Raw genomic sequence first — 16,949 nt, 5'->3', positions numbered from 1 at the left:
CCCCCGGAGGGAATGGTGGATCGGGATCGGCGCGCTGTCGCCGCGCGGCGGTGGGCGGCGGGTGATCTCCGTCGGGTGACGGCACTCGGTCGGCGGCACTCGGCCGGCGGCGCTCGACGGCACTCTGATGACGGCACCCGGCCGACGGCCGGTGGCGACCGCTAGCGGGCGGCCCGGGTGGAGGCCGGGCCGAGGATCAGGCTGAGGTTGTGGCCGCCGAAGGCGAAGGCGTTGCTCAGCGCGGCGCGCACCGGGGCGGATCGGGCGGCGCCCCGGACGTGGTCCAGGTCGCAGGCGGGGTCGGGGTCGGTCAGGTTGAGGGTCGGTGGCAGGGTCCCCCGTGCCACCGCCAGGGCGGTCACCGCCGCCTCCAAGGCACCCGCGGCGCCCAGGAGATGGCCGGTGGAGCCCTTGGTGGAGCTGACCGCGGGCGGGTGGGCGCCGAAGACGGCGTGCAGCGCGGCGGTCTCGGCCACGTCACCGAGCCTGGTGCCGGTGCCGTGGGCGTTCACGTAGTCGACGTCCTCCGGGGCCAGGCCCGCGTTGGCGAGTGCCGCGCGCATCGCGTCGGCGGCGCCGGTGCCGTCGGGGCGGGGCATGGTCGGGTGGTGGGCGTCGGTGGAGGCGCCCCAGCCGAGGACGTCCGCGTACCCGGCGGCACCGCGCGCCTCGGCGTGCTCGGTGCGCTCCAGGACCAGGACGGCGCTGCCCTCGCCCAGCACGAAGCCGTTGCGGCGGGCGTCGAAGGGCCGGCTGGCCTCCTCCGGTTCCTCCCACCCCTGAGCCAGCGCACGGGCGTTGGTGAAGGCGGCGGCGATGGTGGGGTGCAGCGAGGACTCGGTGCCGCCGCACACCACCACGTCGGCGTCGCCGGCCCGGATCAGTCGCAGCCCCTCGGCGATCGCCTGGGCGCCGGCCGCGCAGGCCGTCACCACGGCGGAGCTGTAGCCCCGGATGCCGTGCTTGATGGCGATCCGGGCGGCGGCCATGTTGGAGAGCATCCCCGGCAGCAGGTACGGGCTGACGCCGGGTCGGCCGCGCTCCAGCCGGCGGTGCGACTGCTGCTCGAACGTCTCCAGTCCGCCGCCGCCGGTGGCCAGGACCACGGCGGTGCGGTGCGGGTCGCAGTCCCGGCCGACGGTCAGGCCGGCGTCGGCGAGCGCGTCGTCGGCGGCGGCCAGGGCGAGCAGCACGAAGCGGTCCACGCAGCGGGTCTCGGTCGGTGGCAGCACCTCCCGGCCGTCCACGGCGGGGGCGATCCCGGCGGCGGGCAGCCAGCCGTGCGCGGGGTGTCCCTCGGGGACGGCCCGCAGGCCGGAGCGGCCGGCGGCCAGCGCCTCGAACACCTCGGTCGGCTTGCGGCCGAGCGGGGAGACCAGGCCGATGCCGGTGACGACGGCACCGGGCCGCGCGCGAACCTCGCTCCGCTCACTCATGCGCCCACCGCCGCGAGGTGGGTTTCCCGCAGCAGGACCTTGCGGACCTTGCCGGTCGGGCCGAGCGGGATGTCGTCGGGGGAGACCACCAGCACCTTGCGGACGGTCGCGGCGGCGGCCTCGTCCAGGGCGGCGACCACCGCCTCGGTGCGGTCCGCGGTCCCGTCGGCGTCCGCGGCGAGGAGCAGCAGGACGTCGGTGACCACGCGCTCGCCGTCCCGTACCGCGACCACCGTGCAGTCCAGTACGTCCGGGCAGGCGGCCAGCACCCGCTCCTCCGACATCGCGGTGAACAGCCGCTTGCCGCCGCCGAGTTCCACCGAGTCGACGGCCCGGTCCACGTGGTAGTAGTAACCCTCCTCGTCCCGGTACATCAGGTCCCCGGTGAGGAAGCGGCCGCGCAGCCGGGTACGGAAGGTGGTGGCCGAGTCGTTCCAGTAGCCGAGCGCCAAAGTGGGTGAGGCGGTGGCGAGTTCGCCGACTTCGCCGGGGCCCAGCGGCTCGCCGTCCGGGCCGACCACCTCGCAGTCGACGAAGGTGTGCGGGCGGCCGACGCAGCGGCCGTAGCGCTCGGTGCCGGGGCCGTGGGTGATGAAGAAGTGCGAGTGGCCCATCTCGGTGGAGCCGAGGCCGTCCACGAACTGCGAACCGGGCAGCCGGGTGCGGCCGGCCCGGGTGACGGTCTCCCGGCTGCCGGTGGCGATCAGGCGGCGGATGTGCACCTCGTGGGCGCAGTCCCCGGTGTTCCACCAGAGCGCGACGGAGGTCAGGTCGCGGGCGGTGAGGTCGTGCCGGGCGAGGTCGGCCCAGGTGGCGGCGAAGCCGATCACCCCGGTGGGCCGCCACCGTTCGATCGCCGCCAGGACGCCGTCGCCGGACTGCCGGGAGAGCAGGGCGAGTTCGGTGTGCGAGCTGAGCGCGAGGTTGAGGGCGATGAGGGTGGCGGCGTGCGGGGCGGGCAGCGCGCTGAGCATCCGGTCCTGGCCCTGCGGGCGGGGCAGCCGCAGCCGGTGGCGGATCGCGGCGTACAGGCTCGCGTGCGAGTGGACGACGGCCTTGGGCATTCCGGTGGTGCCGGAGGAGTGGGTGATCGCCACCGGGTCGCCGGACCAGTGCCGGTACGGCTCGGGAGCGGCGTCCGGGTCACCTGCCCCGAGGGAGGCGATCTCCGGCAGCAGCGGCGCGCCGGGCTCGTGTCCGGCCAGTGCGGCCAGGTGGGCGGGGTCGGCGAGGACGCCCGCCGCGCCGAGTCGGGCGATGTAGCGGGCGGCGCGCTCGCCGTCCAGGTTGGGGTTGAGCAGTGCGGGGACGGCGCCGAGCCGGGCCAGGGCGAGGAAGGTGAGCACGTGGTCGGCGGCGTCGCTCGCGTAGACCACGACGGGGTCGCGCCGGGTGACGCCCAGTCCGTGCAGGGCGGCGGCGCGGGCCCGGACGGCGCGGTCCAGCTCGCGCAGGGTGAACGGCTGCCAGGCGGGGTGGTCGTCCACCGGGGTGTCGAAGCTGAGCAGCGGCACGTCCAGGTCGAGCCCGAGCGCGATCCGGGCGGTCAGGACGTTGCCGGCGCCCACGTCGGGGTCGTCCGCGAGCTGGGTGCGGAGGCTGCGGATGGTCACGGGGGTGGATCCCTCCCTCGGGGCCGGTGGACGGCCCGGGCGGCTGATCGGGTGGCGGGGTCGGCCGCGCGGGCGGCGGGTGCGGGCGGCCGCTCGGCCGGCTCTGGCGGCGGCCGGCGGCGGATGTCGGGACGAGGCGGGTGCGGGCGGGGCGCTGGTGTGCCGGGTGTGCGGCTGCTTCAGGCGCCGGGCCTCGATGGTTGCTACGGCCGGCGGTGGGCGGTGGGTTCAACGGGGCCGGGGCCCGCGTCCGGCCCGGCGAGCAGGACGGCGGCGGCCTGGTCTCCGTCGGGTGTCTGCTCGACGGCCACGGCCAGCACCAGGTCGGCGTCGCCGTCCTCCAGCAGCAGCGCGGCGAGTTCGAACGCCTCCGGCGGGACGCGGCCGGGTGCGGCCTCGGCCGGGCAGATCGCCGTGATGGGGCCGGTCAGGCCCCAGCGCGCCGCGATGTGCCCGAGGACGGCGTTGGGGTTGGACTGGAAGAACAGCAGCGGGCCGGTCCGCTGTCCGGGTTCGGCGCCGCGCTCGATGGCCCGCGCGGTTTCGAGGTCGCCGCTCGCGCTGGCGAGCAGCAGGGCGGTGCGCCCGGGTGTGGGCGGCTCGCCGTAGTGGGCGCGCAGGCAGCGCTCGGCGGTGTCGGCGACCAGCGGGTTGAAGCCGGAGGCGGCGAAGCCGGGCAGCGGTGGCGGGGGCTCGTCCAGGCCGGGCGCGGGTCGGCGGGCCTCGGCGAGGATCCGCAGTCCGTGGGAGTGGTCGGCAGGGGTGGTCATGGTGGTGGCTGTCATCCCGGGGCCAGCAGCAGCGCGGTGTTGGCGCCACCGAAGGCGGAGTTGAGGCTGAGGGCGTACGGGGGGCGGGCGGCGCGCGGGCCGTCCAGGACGAGGTCGAGCGCGAGGTCCGGGTCCGGGCCGAGCCAGCCGGCGTTGACCGGGAGCATTCCGATGTCCAACGCGCCGATGGTGGCCGCGAGTTCGAGCAGCGCCGAGGCCTCCAGGGCGTGCCCGTGCACGGATTTGCCGGAGCTGACCGGCAGGCGGTCGGTATGCGGGCCGAACACCCGCCGCAGGGCGCGAGCCTCGGCCCGGTCGGCGAGCGTGGAACCGGTGCCGTTGGCGTTGACGTAGCCGACCTCGGCCGGGTCGATCGCCGCGCGGCTGAGCGCGGCCCCGATCGCCCGGACGACCCCGCCGCCCTCCGGTTCCGGGCGGCAGACGTGGTGGGCGTCCCCGGCCCGGCCCCAGCCGGCCAGCCGGGCGAGGGAGCGCGCGCCGCGCCGTTCGGCGGCCGGGGCGGACTCGACCAGGACGGCGGCGGCCGCGTCGGCGAGCAGGGTGCCGGTGCGGCCGGCACTGAACGGGCGCGCCTCGCCGTCCCGGGCCAGTGCCCGTCCGGCGTCGAAGACCGCGAAGACACCCGGTTCGACCAGGTGCCCGGCTGCGACCAGGACCCGCTCGTGCCGTCCGGCCGCCACCAGGGCGCCCGCGTCGGCGACGGCGGTCGCGGCGGCCACGCAGGCGTTGGTGTACACCCGGGTGACGCCCGGCGCGCCCCAGGCGGTACGGACCCCGGCGGCCACCGCGGCAGCGGTCGCGCGGGTGCGTTCGTCGCTGTGCAGCGCGAGCAGCACCGGCAGTCCGGCGCCCTCGGCGGCGGTCAGCCCGGCCTGTCGGCAGGCCTGGCCGATCGCGTCGAGCACGGCCCCGGCCAGCGGGAAGGTGCCGGCCAGCGGCACGGTGTCGGGGAGAAGCGCGGCCCGGGTGGTGCGGCGGGCGCTCACGTCGAAGCGGGTGACCGGGCCGAACAGGGCCTGCCCGTGGGTGGCGGCCTCGGTCAGCGCGGCAAGCCCTCGCCCGGCGGCGCTGAGCACCCCGACACCGGTGACCACCGGGTGGCCGGCCGCGCGGCCCGGCGGTCCGGATCCCGTACCGGCGGGGATCACGGCCGCGCGCCCGCGCGGTCGGCGAGGACGGCCTCGCGCAGCAGTTCGGTGGCGTCGTCGACGGTGCTCACCGCGCCGAAGCGGTCGTCGTCCAGGTCCAGCTGGAGTCCGTAGCGCTGCTCGAACTCGGCGACGAGCCAGGTGAGTTCGAGCGAACCGAGGTCCTCGGGGACGGCGTCGACGGCGCGCTGCCCGAACGCCGCCAGCATGGTCAGGACCTCGGCCCGGTCCGGCAGGGCGACGGGGGGCGGGGAGGCGCTCACGCGGCGCTGCCGGAGGCGGCGGCGAGGGCGTCGATCCGGCGGGTGACGTCGGCGGTGAACTCGTCCAGCGTCATCAGCGCGGTGGTCTCCATCTCGTCCAGGTCGAACTTGATCCCGAACTCGTCCTCGACCTGGACCGAGAGGTCGGCGAGCGCGAGCGATTCGAGGTCCAGTCCGGCCGGGCCGAGGTCGGTGTCCCCGGTGACCTCGGAGACGTCGTACTGCATCTCGGCGAGTGCTGCCAGGACGAAGGCGCGGATGCGGTCCTGCATGGTGGTGGGCTCCTTGTCGGGGTGGTGGTGCGAAGGGATCGGGCGCGGCCGGGTGCGTCCTGCCGGTGGAACGCGGTCAGCCGGAGGCCGGTCGGCCGGTGGCCGCGGCCTCGCGCAGGACGGCCGGGTCGCGCAGCAGCTTTCCGGTGGCGGTGCGGGGGAGCCGGTCCAGTCGGGCGAGCCGGCGCGGCCGCTTGTAGGCGGCCAGACGGCGGGCCAACCCGTCCTGGACGGTGGCGAGGTCGGTGTCGGGTTCGGTGGCGAGGTAGGCCTCGATCGCGCCGCCGTCGAAGACCACCACGGCCTCGCGGACCTCGGGCAGCGCGGTGAGCGTCTGCTCGATCTCGGTGAGGTCGACCTTCAGGCCGCCGATCGACACCTGGGAGTCCAGTCGGCCGAGTACGGTGACCAGGCCGTCGGCGGTCAGTTCGGCGGCGTCCCGGGTGTGCAGCCAGCCGTCCGACCAGCGGGTCGGATCGTCCAGCCCGGGGTACGGGGAGGACGCCGTGCCGATCTGCAACTCGCCCTTCACCAGGCGGAGTTCCATGCCGTGCACGGGCTGCTTGGCGGGGTGGAGCGTACCGGGGAGGTCGGTGGCGATCACCCCGGTCTCGGTCATGCCGTACATGGTGCCGAGCGGGACGCCGTAGCGCTCGGTGAACAGCGCGGGCAGCCCCGGGCGGACGAGTTCCCCCGCCACGACCATCCGCCGCAGCCGGGGCAGTGGCGGGGGAGCGACCGTCCCCGCCAGCAGCTCGGCGTGGAAGGGCACTCCGATCACGGTGGTCGGCCGGTCGCTCGCGGCGACCTCGGCGAGGATGCCCGCCGCCGTCATCCGCTCCGGAACGGTGAGCGCGGCCCGGGCGTGCAGGCTGTTGAGCAGCCCGCCGACCAGGCCCAGCACGTGCACCACCGAGGAGAGCAGGACGACCCGCTCGCCCTCGCCGGGGAACTCCACCAGCCTGCGGTAGCAGTCGAGTTCGCGCAGCAGGTCGGCCGCGGTGCGGGCGATGACCTTGGCCGGACCGGTGGATCCGGAGCTGAGCTGGATCAGCGCGTGCCCGGTGCGGGCCGGGAGTCCGTCCGCCAACGGAACGGCCACCGGCTCGACTTCGGAGAAGCCGCGCAGGGTCGCCACGGAGCGATGGGCGGAGCCTACCAGCACCTGCGGGGCCAGCCGCGTCACCGCCGCGTCGACCTCGTGGTCGGTCAACCGGTGGTCGAGCAGGGCGACCTGGGCGCCGAGACGCCAGCACGCCAGCAGCGTCGCGACGAACGCCACCGAGGGCGGCAGTCGCAGCGCCGCCGTCCCGCCGGGGCCGAGCCCGGCGGCTGCCAGCCGGTCGGACTGCTCCGCGACCAGGGCGCGCAGGGCGTCCCGGTCGAGCGGTGCGCCGAGGTGCAGGCACTCCTCGTCGCCGGGGCCGGCCAGCAGCAACCGGTCGACCCAGGAGTCCGGGGCGTCGGAGTGCGGCGGGAAGGCGGCCGGAAGTACGGAGGGGGAAAAGCCGGTCAACGCGGCTCCACACAAGTGAGGGGATTTGACATGAACGCCGTTAACAAATCCAAACGGCCGATTCCGTGGCCAGACCATGGCACAGACGTTTGGTCAAATCAAGGTCTATACCAATGTGGTTGTTGCTCCTACGCTGCCCAACCGGGACCGGCCCGCGCGTGGCCGTCCTGGAACGAGGAATGCCCGTGGGAGCTCTCACGCCGGCCGGGATCGAGCGCGCGGCGCGCACCCGACTCCCACCGGAAATATGGGACTTCATCGAAGGAGGCAGTGATGCCGAACGCACCCTGGCGGCCAACCGGGAGATGTTCGCACGCCATGCGCTGCGCCCGCGCACCCTGGTCGACGTCTCCGCCTGCGACCCCGCGCTGACCCTGCTCGGCGCGCCGCTGAGCATCCCGCTCGGGATCGCCCCGATGGCCTACCACCGGCTGGTCGACCCGGAGGGCGAGACCGCCACCGCGCGCGCCGCCGGTCGGGCCGGCGCCCTGCTGGTCGCCGGGATGTTCGCCAGCCGGACCCTGGAGGAGATCGCCGCGGCCGCCACCGGCCCGCTCTGGCTCCAGCTGTACTGGCTGCGCGAACGCGCCGTCCTGGCCGCCCTGGTGGAACGCGCCGAGGCGGCCGGCTACCGCGCGCTGGTGCTGACCGTGGACGCCCCCAGGATCGGCCGCCGGCTGCGCGACCTGCGCAACGGCTTCGCCATCCCGCCCGCAGTCCGCGCGGTCAATCTGGACCAGTCCCTGATGTCCGCCAGCCACCGCGCCACCGGCGGAAGTTCGGGTATCGCCGAGCACGCCCGCGAGCAGTTCGACCCCACCCTGAGCTGGACCGATCTGGCCTGGCTGCGCGAACGCACCCGGCTGCCGCTGGTCCTCAAGGGCATCCTCACCGCCGAGGACGCCCGGCTGGCCGTCGAGCACGGCGTCGACGGCCTGCTGGTCTCCAACCACGGCGGCCGCCAACTCGACGGGGCGATACCGTCCCTGGCGGCACTCCCGGAAGTGGTCGAGGCCGTGCCCGCCGAACTGCCGGTGCTGCTCGACGGCGGCGTGCGCAGCGGCACCGACATCGCGATCGCCCTCGCCCTCGGGGCCCGCACCGTCCTGATCGGCCGCCCCGCGCTCTGGGGCCTGGCCGCCGACGGCGAGGCCGGGGTGCACCGGGTGCTCGACCTGCTGCGCGAGGAACTGGAGCACACCATGGCCCTGTTGGGCCGCCCCCGGCTCGCCGACCTGGACCGCACGGTCCTCGCGCCCTGGCCCTGCCCGGCCGGCTGACGCCGCACCCGCGGCCGTCGACCCGGTGGCGCCCCGGTCGTCGACCGGGCCGCACCCGCGCGGCCGTTGAACCGCGCCGCACCCGCGCGGCTGTTGAACCGGGCCGCACCCGCGCGGCCGTTGAACCGCGCCGCACCCGAACCGCGTTCTCCCACCAGGAGGTTCCGACACCATGACCGAGCAGAGCGAGCGATTCCCGGGCTGGGACTGGGACGACCCGGACGGGCTGGCCCCCCGGCTGGACGCCTTCAGCGAACAGGTCGCCACCTGCGAGACGCTCGAAGCGCACCCGGGCGGGCTGCCGCGCGACCACGCGGGCCTGCGCGAACTCGGCATCACCGGAATCGAGTTCGCCGCCTTCCGGACCGCTCACCCGGAGGGGCTCGGGACCGACCTCGCCACCCTGCGCAGCCCCGACACCGCCACCGGGCCCGCCACCGCCACCGGGCCCGGCACCCTCTACCGGGTCGACGGCGACCGCTGGTTCACCCGGCTGGACATCGCCGAACCGCTGCCCTTCGCCGATGCCAGCGTCGACTGGGTGTACGCCGAGCACCTGATCGAGCACGTCACCATGCCCGTCGCCATCGGCTGGCTGCGCGAGGCCCGCCGGGTGCTGCGCCCCGGCGGCGTCCTGCGCCTGACCACGCCCGACCTCGCCCGCTACCTGGTCGGCTACGCCACCGGCGACGGCTTCCTCGCCAAGCACCGGCGCCGGCTGACCACCCTCGGCTTCGGCCCGCCGATGCCCGCCCGCCCGGCCTTCCTGGTGAACCAGATCTTCCGGTACTTCGGGCACCAGTGGATCTACGATCTGGACGAACTGCGGCATGTCCTCACCCAGGCCGGCTTCGCCCCCGAGAGGATTCGTCCGTGCGCCTACCGGCAGGGCATCCGGCCGGACGTCGCCGACCTCGACACGGCCTTCCGCACCGACGAGACCGTCTACGTCGAGGCAGACCGCTGAGCCCTCCGCACCGAACGGATCCGCCCATGCCCCTGCACCCCCAGGCCGAGGCGCTGCGCGCCCGCCGTGCCGACAGCGGTACCCCGCCGCTCTACACCCTCACCCTCGCCGAGGCCCGGGCCGCCGACCTCGCGGACATCCGCGCGGCGGCCGGCACGCCCGAACCGGTCGCCGCCGTGGAGGAGCACCGCATCCCCGGTCCCGGCGGCGAACTCGCGCTGCGGCTCTACCGCCCCGAGCCGCCCGGCCGCCGACTGCCCGCCCTGCTCTACCTGTTCGGCGGCGGCTGGACGCTCGGCTCGCCCGACACCAGTGACGCGATCTGCCGCCGGCTCACCAACGCCATCGGCTGCGTCACCGCCTCCGTCGGCTACCGGCTCGCCCCCGAACACCCCTTCCCCGCGGCGCTGCACGACTGTCGCGCCGCCCTGCTGCAACTCGTCCTCCGGGCGGATGAGTTCGGCATCGACCCGGACCGGCTGGCGGTCGGCGGCGACAGCGCCGGCGGCAACCTGGCCGCCGCGCTCACCCTGCTGCTGCGCGCCGACGGCGGCCCCGCCCTGCGTCACCAGCTGCTGGTCTACCCCAACACCGACCACGGCGCCGACACCCCCTCGCTGCGCGCCCACGACGACCCGGCGCTGTTCAACCGCCGCTCGGTGGCCTGGTACTGGGGCCACTACCTGGCCGACGAGGACGACGGCGCCAGCCCGTACGCCTCCCCGCTGCGCGCCGTCACCCTGGCCGGTCTGCCGCCCGCGACCGTCCTGACGGCCGAGTACGACCCGCTGCGGGACGAGGGCGAGCAGTACGCCGAGGCACTGCGCGCCGCCGGGGTCCCGGTGGAGCTGCGCCGCTACCGGGGCATGCCGCACGGCTTCTTCGCCATGACCGGCACCCTGGACGCCGCCGCCGAGGCCCAGGCCTTCGCGGCGGAGTGTCTCCGTGAGGCACTGCGATGAAGCCCTGCTCGGACGCCCCGCACGCCTCCCCGGCCGATCCGCGCCCGGACGCGTGACCGTCCTCTACCGGGCCACCACCCGCCTGCCGGGGGCGTGGCGAAGCCGGCGGCCCGTGTGACGGCCCGAGGTCACGCGGGCGGGCCCCGGTACGCCACGGGCGGTGCGCAACGCCAGAGGGGCCCGGCTCACCGGGCCCCTCTGGCGGGTGTCGGTCGGCGGGTGTCGGTCAGCGCACCCGGGTGGAGAACAGTCGGGCCGACCAGTAGACCGCCAGGACGGTCATCACGACGACCACCAGCAGCCCCTGCCAGACCACGCTGTCCCCGGCGTGCCCGGAGAACAGCGCGCGCATGCCCTCCACGGCCCAGTAGAAGGGGTTCCACCTGGCCGCTTCCTGCAGCCACCCTGGCGCCAGCGTGAGCGGCAGCAGCACCCCCGACAGCAGCGCGATCGGCTGCGCGATGGTGTTGACCACCGGCGACATCGCCGCGTCGGTCGGCACCATCAGCGCGATGCCGAAGGAGATCGCCGAGGTCATCAGCGCCAGCAGGCCCAGCAGCAGGTAGGCGAGCAGCAGGTTCAGCGGGTTCACCCGCAGCCCGAACGGCAGCGCGATCAGGGTGATCAGGACGGCCTGCACCAGCAGCGCCACCATCTCCCGCAGCGCCCGCCCGAGCAGCAGCGCCAGCCGGCTCACCGGGGTCACCCGGGAGCGCTCGATGATGCCGGCCCTGAGCTCGCCGAGCAGGGTGAAGCCGGTGAACAGCCCGCCGAAGATGCACAGGACCGCCAACAGGCCCGGCACGTACACCTGGTAGGCGTCGGCGTAGCTGTTGGCGCCCTCCGGGGCGAGCACCTTCTTCAGCAGCGGGGCGAACAGCAGGAGGTAGAACACGGGCTGGATGATGCCGACGGCGATCCAGACCGGGGTGCGGATCATCAGCAGCAGCTGGCGCTGGAAGACCAGCCAGGTGTCGCGGGCGAGCTTCACGGTCTCCCCAGGGGGTTGTGCGGGTCCGGGCGGTACGGGGTCAGGACTGCTGCAGCGAGCGGCCGGTGCGGGCCAGGAACACGTCGTCCAGGCTGGGCCGTTGGAGCTGTACGGTGCCGGGCGTCACGCCCGCCGCGTCCAGGGCGCGCAGCAGCTGCGGGATGGCGGCGGCGCCGTCCTCCAGGTACAGCCGCAGCCCCTCGTCGCCGTTCCGCTCCAGCCGGTGCAGGTACGGTTGCGGGCGCAGCACCGCGGCCGCCCGCTCGAAGGCCGCCTCCCCGGCGTCCAGCCCGACCAGGACGACGTCGCCGGAGATCTCGCGCTTGAGCGCCTCGGGGGTGCCCTCGGCCACCACCTCGCCGTGGTCGACGATGGCGACCCGGTCGCAGAGCGCGTCGGCCTCGTCCAGGTAGTGGGTGGTGACGACCACCGTCATGCCCCCGGTGCGCAGCCGGCGGATCTCCTCCCAGACGTGCGCCCGGCTGGCCGGGTCCAGCCCGACCGTGGGCTCGTCCAGGAACAGCACCCGGGGCTGGTGGATCACTCCGAGCGCGATGTCCACCCGGCGGCGCTGACCGCCGGAGTAGGTGGCGCACGGGCGGTCGCCGAAGTCGGTCAGGTCGAAGGCCTTGAGCGCGTCCGCGGCGGCCTGGACGGCCTGCGCCTTGGCCGCGCCGTACATCCGGGCCTGGAGCACCAGTTCCTCGCGGCCGCTGACGTGGTCGGTGGTGCCGCCGCCCTGGGCGACGTAGCCGATCCGGCGGCGGACCCCGGCGGGGTCGGTGAAGAGGTCGGCCCCGGCGATGACGGCCCGGCCGCCGTCCGGGCGGATCAGGGTGGCCAGCATGCGCAGGGTGGTGGTCTTCCCGGCGCCGTTGGGGCCGAGGAAGCCGTAGATCTCGCCGGCGGCGACCGACAGGTCGATGCCGCGGACGGCGTCGACGGTGGTGCTCCCGCCGCTGCGGCGGGAGGTCTTCTTGCGGTAGGACTTGCGCAGTCCCGCGGTCTCGATCAACCGGAACTCCCGTGCGGGGATGGGCTGCCACGGCACCTGGAAAGGCGGGGCCCGGCACCTGCGGAGGGCGGTGCCGCTGCGACACCCTAGGGCGAACCCCGCCCCGGAAACAATGGCCTAGACCAATGGACGTGCGCTTCGCCGGTCTGCTAAGGGGAGGGCGATCCGGGGGCCGGCACGGGTCGAGGCCGGTCGGGGGCCGCTCGGCCGAGCGCCTCCAGTCGGTCCGCCGCGGCCGCCGCACCACCCCCGGCCAGCAGTTGGCTCCCGACCCGTACCGCCCGCTCGCGGTGGTCCGTCGAGTCGAGGACGGCCAGCAGCGCGTCCGCCAGCCGCGCCGGAGTGACGCGCGCGAACGGCACCCGCAGCCCGGCGCCCGTCGCCGCCACCTGGCCGGCCACGATGGGCTGGTCGTGCCGGATCGGCGCGGTGACCAGCGGCAGGCCGTGCGCCAGCGCCTCGCCCACGGTGTTCATCCCGCCGTGGCAGAGCACCGCGTCCAGCTCGCCGCGCGCCATCAGCTCCAGCACCGGAGCCCGGCCCACTGCCACGGCCCGGAAGGGGAGTTCGGGCAGCAGCTCGCGCGGCGCGGCGAACACCGGCTGCACCTCGTCGCCGCACAGCTCCAGCGCCCGGACGGACCGGGCGAGGAAGTCCGCGCCCAGCTCGCCGGCCAGCGTGCCCATGGTGACCAGCACCCGCCGCCGGCCGGGCAGCAGCCGCTCCCACGGGAAGTCCGGATCGTGCGGCCGCGCCGAGATCACCGGCCCGACCAGTGCGTGCTCCGGCGGCGGGGCCGAGCCGGTGAGCGCCTGACCGGTGGTCGCCAGCACCAGGGCGGGGGAGGAGCGCGGGTCCAGATACTCCTCGGAGGGCAGCCTCGCACGCTCCCACAGCCCCCGCAGCAGCCCGGTCATCCAGGCTTCGACCTGCGGCAACGCCCGGTAGGGGCGCCCCAGTTCCATCGCCCCGGGCGCGAAGGAGGCCCACGGCAGGCCGTGTCGGTGCGCGACCAGCGCGCCCGCCGGGGTGTGCTGGTCGACCAGCAGTACGTCCGGACGCCACTCCCGCACCACCGCGTCCAGCGGCTTCAGGGTGAAGCGTGCGTACGGGACGATGAAGCCCTCCCAGAGCGAGCGCAGCGCGGCCAGCCCGTGTCCGCCCTGGGCCCGGAACGCCCGGGTGCCGGTGCCGAGCACCCGGGCCTGGGGGTCGAGCAGCGGGCGCAGCACCGATTCGGTGCCGGTCCAGGCGACCTGATGGCCGCGCGCGGTCAGTTCGGCAGCGATGCCGGCGGCCGGATTGACGTGGCCGGTCAACGGCGGCATCACCAGCAGGAACCGGGTCATCGCGGGCCCTCCTCGGGGAGCAGCCGCTGCACGTCGGCGACGGTCAGGGCCTCCAGGGCGGCCAGGTCCAGCCCGGCGCGCAGCGCGGCCAGGTCGGCCTCCGGGCCGAAGCGCTCGCTCAGCCGCCCGGCCAGTTCGGCGAGTTCGTCCTCGTCCAACAGCAGGTCGCCGTCCAGCCTGGCGTCCGGGGTGACGTGACGCGCCCAGCCGGGCGGCGCGCCGGCCACCTCGACCAGCAGGGCCACCAGCTCCGGGTTCAACGGAGCTCCGGGGTAAGGGGGTTCAGGGTTGGGCATGAGAGATCTCCCACCTGCTCGACGGCACGGGGGTGAACGCCGCCGCACCGGAGGGCAGTTGGCCGGAATCCGGGGAACGGCGGCGACGGAGGGGGCCCGAGATCACTTGTGCGACCCGGCGGGCGTCGGAATACTAGCCCGCGTGACCGCACTGGAGGCAGTGGCCGTTCACCTCCCCCCGCACGCCGTTCCCATCGAGGCGGCGGGCGAGCGCATCGGCCTGACCCCACGTCAAATCCGTCTCTTCCGCCGCTTCCACGGCCTGGACCAGCTGCGTCTGGATCCGGCCGGGACGCTGCCCGACCTGCTCGACGCCGCCCTGGACAACCTGGCGGAGCTGCGCGGACGCGAACACGACATCCGCTTCGTGATCCACGCCCGCAGCATGCCGGTGGCGGTGCCCCACCCGCTCAACCCGCTGCACGACCTGCTCGACGCCCGTGGGCTGGCGCACGCCAGCGCCTTCACGGTGACCCACCACGCGTGCGCGGTGGGCCTGCTGGCCATCGACCTGGCCGGCCGGCTGCTCGCGGCCGAACCCGACCCCTCGGCGCTCGCGCTGGTGCTGACCGGTGAGAAGACCTTCACCAAGGACGCCCAGGTGGTGCCCGAGACCGGTATCTTCGCCGAGGGCGCGGCCGCCTGCCTGGTCAGCGCCGGCGGCGAGCGCCACCGGATGCTCTCCTTCGTGGTGCGCCAGCGCCCGGAGTTCGACGGTCGGCTGGCCGAGGACCCCGACCTGCTCGCCCGCTACCAGCGCGAGTACCCGAACGTGATGGTGGAGGCGATCGAGGCCGCCCTGGACCAGGCCGGTCTGGACCTCCGTGACCTGGCAGCGATCCTGCCGCACAACGTCAACCAGGCGTCCTGGCGGATGATCGCGCGCCGGATCGGCTATCCGATCGAGAAAGTCGTGCTGGACAACGTGCGGTCGGTCGGGCACAGTTTCGCCTCGGACGGCCTCATCAATCTCCACACCGCCACCACGCGGGGGCTGCTCCGCCGCGGCGACCACTACCTGATCGCCGCCGCCGGTGTCGGAGCCACCTTCTCCGCGATGGCGATGCGGTACTGACGGCCCGCCGACTCCGTCGAATCCGCCGGCGGCCGCCGTCCGTACGGCGACGCCGGATTCCCGCGCCACCTCACACCGCACCACGACACCACCCCAGAGCCCCGGGGCGCCCGCAAGCCCCGGATCACACATCCCACGTACGACGGGACGGGACACCCATGTCAGAACCCGCGGTCCAGACCACCGACCCCGAGCTGCGCGAGCGCATCCTGCACGGCATCGGCGAGCTCCTGCCGCGCGTCCTCAAGCGCGAACTGCCCGAGATCCCGCAGGACGCCTGCCTCTTCGACGATCTCGGCCTCACCTCGGCCGGCACCATCGAGCTGATCCTGGAGTTGGAGGAGTCGCTCGACATCCAGGTGGACGTCGAGCAGATCACCGAGGACGACCTGCGGTCGGTCACCAGGCTGGCCGACTACGTCGCCGGGCACGTCATCCCCGAGGACTGACCGGGTGGCCCCCGGCCCCACCGGCCTGCGGATCACCCGGGCGCTGGCCCGCCGGTTCGACGGCCGCTCGGAGACCTCGCTCGACCCGGACCTTCGGGTCTTCGTCTCCGACCTCGTCCGCCCCTACGGCCTGCCGCTGCGCGAGGACCTGCTGGGCGCGGGCGTCGGCCACTCCTACGAGGAACTGGCCGCCGGAGTGCTGCGCGAGGCGCTCGCCGAGGGCGAGCCCGCCGACCTGCTGATCCTGGCCTTCGACACCCCGGACGTCCGGCCAGGCGCGCCGTCCTCGCTGGCGCTGAGTCGGTCCGTCCCGGGCAGCCCGCTCGCCTTCGCGGTCTGCGACCAGGGCGGTGCGGCGGCCTTCACCGCGCTGCGGCTGGCCGCCGGCCACCAGCGCACCGGCACCTGTCGCCGGGCCGTGGTGGTGCTCGCCGAACAGAGCACGCTGCACTACGAACCAGCCGGACCGGTGCCCTTGCCCGAACGGCACGCGGTGGTGGTGCTGGTCTGCGAGGAGGCCCCGGGCGATGGCCTGGCCGTCCGGCAGACCCGGGGCGTGACCTCCCCGACGGAGACGGCCCGGGCCGAGGTCGACGAGCTCGGGCCGGAGGCGGCGCTGCTGCTCGGCCCGGGTTTCGACGCGGGGGAACCGCCACCGGCCCAGCCGTTCACCGGGCTCTGGGCGGAGCTGGCCGAACACCTCCCGCAGTGGCGGGCGGACGGGCGGCCCGCGCTGCTGGCCGGCTACGACCGCCGGCTCGGGGTGCTGAGCACGCTCGCCCTGCCATGACGACGATCGACCTCTGGCTGATCGATACGCGTCAACCAGCCGCCTCCGTCGCCGAGTTGTGGCAATCGCTCGACCCGGACGAGCGGGCCCGGGCGTCCCGGACGGACCCAGGGCTGCGAGAGCGCTTCACCGTGGTGCACGGCGCCGTCCGGCAGCTGGTCGCCGCCCGGCTCGGCATCCGCCCGGCCGGACTGGTCTGGCGCTACGGGCCGAACGGCAAGCCCGAGCCGGCGGGGGCCGACGGGCTGGGGGTCAGCTGGTCGGCCTCGGGCGAGGTCGCGGTGCTGGCCCTCGCCGAGGGGCGGGCGGTCGGCGTCGACGTCGAGCGGCTCCACGACCCGCGGACGGCCGAGCGGATGGCCGCCCGCTGGTTCCCGTTCGAGGAGGCGCGGTTCGTCGCCGAGCCGGTCGATCCGGCCGAGCGGGCGGCACGGTTCACCACGCTGTGGTGCCGCCGCGAGGCCTGCGTCAAGGCGTATGGCGGGCGGCTCGCGCAGTCCTTCGGCGTGCCCGTCGCCGGTCCGTCGCCGGTGCCGGTGGCCGATCCGGGTGGGCTCGGCGCCGGCCCGTCCCGGCTCTGCGACGTGCCCGTCGCGGGGCCGTTCCGAGCGGCCGTCGCGGCCCTCGGAGGATCGTCGATGCGTGTCGACTGTCATGAATGGAACGGATAGGTGCTCAACGGATGGGCGCTCACATGAAAGTGATCACCTGAAGGGATGATCACGGCAGTCCGCGG

Annotated in this window: 18 protein-coding genes; 7 read left to right on the top strand and 11 right to left on the bottom strand. The window is 75.0% G+C overall.

Features of this window, described 5'->3' with window-relative positions; translation table 11 throughout:
* Positions 1-161 precede the first annotated feature (161 nt).
* From ABZ449_RS07115 to ABZ449_RS07085, 7 genes are all read right to left on the bottom strand, one after another.
* The gene (locus ABZ449_RS07115) at positions 162-1,436 is read right to left on the bottom strand and encodes a beta-ketoacyl-[acyl-carrier-protein] synthase family protein (protein ID WP_360341502.1); all 1,275 of its coding nucleotides are present in this window, start codon (positions 1,434-1,436) and stop codon (positions 162-164) included.
* Positions 1,433-3,049: a class I adenylate-forming enzyme family protein gene (locus tag ABZ449_RS07110; RefSeq protein ID WP_360341499.1), complete on the bottom strand. Its 1,617-nt coding sequence runs from the start codon at positions 3,047-3,049 to the stop codon at positions 1,433-1,435. Before ABZ449_RS07110 ends, ABZ449_RS07115 begins: the two co-directional genes overlap by 4 nt.
* A gap of 203 nt (positions 3,050-3,252) precedes the next feature.
* Entirely contained in the window at positions 3,253-3,819 is a 567-nt protein-coding gene (locus ABZ449_RS07105) for a hypothetical protein (protein ID WP_360341496.1), read from the bottom strand.
* Between the two features lie 11 nt (positions 3,820-3,830).
* Entirely contained in the window at positions 3,831-4,988 is a 1,158-nt protein-coding gene (locus ABZ449_RS07100) for a beta-ketoacyl synthase N-terminal-like domain-containing protein (RefSeq protein ID WP_360341493.1), read from the bottom strand.
* The gene (locus ABZ449_RS07095) at positions 4,985-5,251 is read right to left on the bottom strand and encodes an acyl carrier protein (RefSeq protein WP_360341490.1); all 267 of its coding nucleotides are present in this window, start codon (positions 5,249-5,251) and stop codon (positions 4,985-4,987) included. The genes ABZ449_RS07100 and ABZ449_RS07095 overlap by 4 nt, the downstream gene beginning before the upstream one ends.
* Entirely contained in the window at positions 5,248-5,523 is a 276-nt protein-coding gene (locus ABZ449_RS07090; RefSeq protein ID WP_360341487.1) for a phosphopantetheine-binding protein, read from the bottom strand. Before ABZ449_RS07090 ends, ABZ449_RS07095 begins: the two co-directional genes overlap by 4 nt.
* Positions 5,524-5,599: 76 nt before the next feature.
* Positions 5,600-7,039, bottom strand: a complete 1,440-nt coding sequence (locus ABZ449_RS07085) for a long-chain fatty acid--CoA ligase (protein ID WP_360341485.1) — start codon at positions 7,037-7,039, stop codon at positions 5,600-5,602.
* A 179-nt stretch (positions 7,040-7,218) separates the two neighbouring features.
* Between ABZ449_RS07085 and ABZ449_RS07080 the strand changes: the two genes are divergently transcribed.
* From ABZ449_RS07080 to ABZ449_RS07070, 3 genes are all read left to right on the top strand, one after another.
* Complete coding sequence (locus ABZ449_RS07080) at positions 7,219-8,319, top strand: alpha-hydroxy acid oxidase (RefSeq protein ID WP_360341482.1); 1,101 nt, start codon at positions 7,219-7,221, stop codon at positions 8,317-8,319.
* Positions 8,320-8,491: 172 nt separating this feature from the next.
* Positions 8,492-9,286 carry a methyltransferase domain-containing protein gene (locus ABZ449_RS07075; protein ID WP_360341479.1) on the top strand — a complete coding sequence of 265 codons (795 nt, stop codon included), beginning with the start codon at positions 8,492-8,494 and terminating at the stop codon, positions 9,284-9,286.
* A 26-nt stretch (positions 9,287-9,312) separates the two neighbouring features.
* Positions 9,313-10,248 carry an alpha/beta hydrolase gene (locus ABZ449_RS07070; protein ID WP_360341476.1) on the top strand — a complete coding sequence of 312 codons (936 nt, stop codon included), beginning with the start codon at positions 9,313-9,315 and terminating at the stop codon, positions 10,246-10,248.
* A 226-nt stretch (positions 10,249-10,474) separates the two neighbouring features.
* Here ABZ449_RS07070 and ABZ449_RS07065 read toward each other — a convergent pair whose 3' ends face one another.
* From ABZ449_RS07065 to ABZ449_RS07050, 4 genes are all read right to left on the bottom strand, one after another.
* Complete coding sequence (locus ABZ449_RS07065) at positions 10,475-11,239, bottom strand: ABC transporter permease (RefSeq protein ID WP_360341473.1); 765 nt, start codon at positions 11,237-11,239, stop codon at positions 10,475-10,477.
* A gap of 40 nt (positions 11,240-11,279) precedes the next feature.
* On the bottom strand, positions 11,280-12,254 hold the full coding sequence (locus ABZ449_RS07060) for an ATP-binding cassette domain-containing protein (protein WP_360341470.1): 975 nt from the start codon (positions 12,252-12,254) through the stop codon (positions 11,280-11,282).
* Positions 12,255-12,403: 149 nt separating this feature from the next.
* Positions 12,404-13,603, bottom strand: a complete 1,200-nt coding sequence (locus ABZ449_RS07055; protein ID WP_360341467.1) for a glycosyltransferase — start codon at positions 13,601-13,603, stop codon at positions 12,404-12,406.
* On the bottom strand, positions 13,600-13,863 hold the full coding sequence (locus ABZ449_RS07050; RefSeq protein ID WP_360341464.1) for a hypothetical protein: 264 nt from the start codon (positions 13,861-13,863) through the stop codon (positions 13,600-13,602). The genes ABZ449_RS07055 and ABZ449_RS07050 overlap by 4 nt, the downstream gene beginning before the upstream one ends.
* Before the next feature lie 178 nt (positions 13,864-14,041).
* On the opposite strand from ABZ449_RS07050, the gene ABZ449_RS07045 reads away from it, so the two are divergent.
* From ABZ449_RS07045 to ABZ449_RS07030, 4 genes are all read left to right on the top strand, one after another.
* The gene (locus ABZ449_RS07045; RefSeq protein ID WP_360341461.1) at positions 14,042-14,974 is read left to right on the top strand and encodes a 3-oxoacyl-[acyl-carrier-protein] synthase III C-terminal domain-containing protein; all 933 of its coding nucleotides are present in this window, start codon (positions 14,042-14,044) and stop codon (positions 14,972-14,974) included.
* A gap of 158 nt (positions 14,975-15,132) precedes the next feature.
* The gene (locus tag ABZ449_RS07040) at positions 15,133-15,423 is read left to right on the top strand and encodes a phosphopantetheine-binding protein (RefSeq protein ID WP_360341458.1); all 291 of its coding nucleotides are present in this window, start codon (positions 15,133-15,135) and stop codon (positions 15,421-15,423) included.
* Between the two features lie 4 nt (positions 15,424-15,427).
* Entirely contained in the window at positions 15,428-16,213 is a 786-nt protein-coding gene (locus ABZ449_RS07035; RefSeq protein WP_360341455.1) for a hypothetical protein, read from the top strand.
* Positions 16,210-16,884, top strand: a complete 675-nt coding sequence (locus ABZ449_RS07030; protein ID WP_360341452.1) for a 4'-phosphopantetheinyl transferase superfamily protein — start codon at positions 16,210-16,212, stop codon at positions 16,882-16,884. Before ABZ449_RS07035 ends, ABZ449_RS07030 begins: the two co-directional genes overlap by 4 nt.
* Positions 16,885-16,949 lie beyond the last annotated feature (65 nt).

The organism is Kitasatospora sp. NPDC005856 (assembly GCF_040629945.1).
Taxonomy (GTDB): Bacteria; Actinomycetota; Actinomycetes; order Streptomycetales; family Streptomycetaceae; genus Kitasatospora.
Note: the sequence above shows the minus strand (reverse complement) of the source record. Positions and strands in the feature narration are given on the sequence as shown.